The sequence below is a fragment of the uncultured Algibacter sp. genome (assembly GCF_947495925.1).
GTDB lineage: Bacteria > Bacteroidota > Bacteroidia > Flavobacteriales > Flavobacteriaceae > Algibacter_E.
Genome location: NZ_CANMAU010000020.1, coordinates 1 through 3,259 on the forward strand (window position 1 = coordinate 1; position 3,259 = coordinate 3,259).

At 34.4% G+C, this 3,259-nt stretch carries 2 protein-coding genes; both read right to left on the reverse strand.

All coding sequences use genetic code 11. The features are described 5' to 3' along the window. The coding region (locus tag Q0857_RS16780) for a DUF6443 domain-containing protein (RefSeq protein ID WP_298538039.1) at positions 1 to 2,703 on the reverse strand (2,703 nt) is incomplete at its 3' end. 51 nt (positions 2,704 to 2,754) lie between these two features. After that, positions 2,755 to 3,189: a lipocalin family protein gene (locus Q0857_RS16785; RefSeq protein ID WP_298538041.1), complete on the reverse strand. Its 435-nt coding sequence runs from the start codon at positions 3,187 to 3,189 to the stop codon at positions 2,755 to 2,757. Positions 3,190 to 3,259 lie beyond the last annotated feature (70 nt).

Genomic DNA, 3,259 nt, shown 5'->3' on the forward strand with positions numbered 1-3,259 from the left:
TCCATCATTATCTAAATCTTGCCCTAATCCTTCAACATCAATATGTCCATCATTATCACTATCAGAGTAGGACAGTCTGATATTCCCTAAATGGTCTTTATATTGGTAAATATAATCAAAACCTTGAGATAAATCGTTTTTATTTTTTGGTTCTACATAACCTTCTGCATGGTTAAAGAATTGCAAAGAAGGGCTACCAAACAAAGAATTAGCATACACATAATTCCCAGCATAATAAGTACTATTATAGGAAGAAGGTACTTGATTCCCATTGGTATAAACAGAAACATTTTTTGATTGTTTATTACCACTAGCATCATAATAATAAGTAATCGTAGCCGAATCGTACTGAGGGTTATAAAAGGAAACTTGGGTAGGTAAGTTTAAATGATTATAACTAATACCATCTGTTGTTGTGCTTCCTATTTCTTTGTTTAAATCCTTTATCATATTTCCATTAGAATCGTAGGCATAATCCTCAGCTGTTGTATTTCCATCGTTAAAACCTAGATGAGCTTGAGAAGATGGGGTAATATCCGTTACTTTTAATAATTTATTACCGCTGTCGTAGTTATAGTTTAAAAAGTCATCGGGCATGGAAATATTTTCCCCAAATCTAACTAGCTTTTTGATATTCCCATTTTTATCGTAATTAGTTCCTATAAGATCATAAGAATTCCCTGTTAAATTAAAAGTCCCTGAGGTTTTTATACCATATTCTGCATCCATAATTCTGTTAAGTGCATCATATCCGTATGCATAACCTCTAACTTTATTTGAAGCTACATCATTAGCCGTACTCCAAATAGTTTCTGAGATATTACCGTTATACAATGCTGTGGATTTCGTAGAATTTATCTCTTGCAAATTATAATTAATTTTAAAACCAAACAAATCTGTACCTAAACTATTTGGATTATTTATCTCTTTTAACCAACCTCGAATATTATAGGCATATTTTATTTCCTGTAATGGGTTACTTGCGGTGTTCCCCACATCCTTTTGTTCTAACTGCCCAAATTTGTCATAATGATTGAATGTTATAAGTTCATCGCCTTGCTCATTTATATTTTGTTTGTGTGACTCTAATCTATTGGCATGATCATAGGTATATTTATCTACAATACTAATGGTATTCCCTGATTTATCATGGGTTGTGGTTGTCTCTAAAACATTACCCACAAAATCTAACTTATACTTTACCTTATCTGTGGTATATAAATATGCATTATAGCCATATTCATATATAGGTCGTGCTTTGTCGTCATAATAAATAACCGTTGTAATCCAGTTATTTGTATCTAACACTTTAACCTGACTCCCCGTTAGTAAACCCTTAGCGTTTGTTATAGGCGTTTTAGTATATGAAACTTCTGAAACACCCCCTGCCAAATCAAAATCATCATAATTATCATAATAATTAATCGTATGAAGTTCAGAAAGATAGCTATCCATAGTATAGTATAGCGATTGACCTGACACCGTTCCTGTGGAGCTTGCTGTTCGCTGTACAGATCCTTGGTGATTGCCACGGGAAACCTGAAGAAGCCACCTTCCCACAAAACTTGGATGCCCCTCAGCTCCAAAGCCTGTGTAGGCCACACGACCAAAATCATCATATTTTGTGATTAACCATTTATTAAGTACTCTAAGATTAGCATCTTGGGTTAAATAAGGTCTATCCAATTGGTCATAAACAATATATTCCCAGCCTTTCCCTGGTATTTTCTTTTCTATTAATCTGTTTTTATTATCGTAAATGTATTGATAGCATAAGTTAATGAGTTCTACAGATGAAATTCCATCACTCGTATCTGCCTTTGGGGGGATAACATAAGTTAAATTACCATAATCATCATACACATAATACGTATCATGGGCTACCGCTTTCTCTGCTGATTCATTGGTATTTCCATTACCGTTTATATCAAAAGCTGCATAAGTACGTTTTAACACTACTCGTCCTTGTTTATCTTTAAACTCTTCTGTAGTATGTAGCTTTAAATAACTCTGTGTGGGACTCCAGTTCTCATCTTTGGTTATTGTTTTATAGAGTTCATTGGGATCATAATAAACCGTACCGTCCCCATCTATTGAAGGGATGTAAGCATCGTTTTGAGACTGCAGATTGACAGTAAATAGTCTAACCTCATTTGTGGTGTTGGTAATATATTCAAACTTTATGGTATGGTCGGTATCATTTTCTTCATCAACAGCCCAATCATCTCCTGGTGCTCCTTGTTCTAAAACGCGACTAAGTGGCGAATCTTCTAAATGTTTTTTTGAATATACGGTAGGAGAAGTTTGTGAAACATCATCTGGAAACTTTGACAGATATTGGGCCTCTAATCCTGAAATAACGGACGTATTAGCTTGAAAATTTAAAGTTGCCGAACTTCTAGCATAAGGTAGATACTCTTTACTTTGTCTACCAAAATCATCATATACAATAGGCGTTACAATATCTCCTTCATCACCCCCTGATCGGTGTGCTATACTTTGCATAGGACGACCCAAACCATCATAATACGTGATACTTTCTAACTTATCATCACTTCCCAAACCTCCTGAGCCAATGGCCTTAGTATCGCCATCATTTGTCTCAACTCTATAAGTTGTAGTGCTTATATAGTTTTCATTACTCTGCCCTGAAATATATGAGATTGAAAGTAAAGCCGATATAAGTAAAATTACCTGTTTCATATTATGGATGTTTATTCGATTCTTAATTGAATGCCTTTGTTTTGTGAAAATTTATTTTGTGTAGCACCATGTATCTGCTGGCAGTATATTGCCCATAGAATCCTTTATTAAAGCCTCTAGATGTAATGTGTTTCCTGTAAGTTGTTTAATTTGTTGTTTTTGACTACTTGATGATGTATTTGTCAAAACCATTAAATTCTTAGTGGAATCATACGCCCATACACCCTCTTCCTCTTTACCCATTTGAAGGATTTGAGTGTAAGTGCCATCAGCTCGTATCTCGAGCTTACAATTACTATATTGCTCTTCAAGAGAGCTCCCAATACTTTCTTGTAAATCATCTATGACTGTCTTTTTTTCTTGAGATAAACCATTATATGATGCTTGGTAATCAAACAGCCATGTTCCTACAAGTTGTGAGGATTGTGCTGATAACTGCATGCCTAGAAATAGACAAAGTAATACGGTAAAACGAATTGGTTTCATACTTTTATTTTTAGTTGTTTTATGATTATTTAATTCTGCTCAGGTGGTGTCTTGTAATGATACTCGTTTT

Coding starts and splice junctions, on each gene's coding strand:
- Q0857_RS16785 (WP_298538041.1), bottom strand. CDS start 3,189: ATGAAACCAATTCGTTTTACCGTATTACTTTGTCTATTTCTAGGCATG.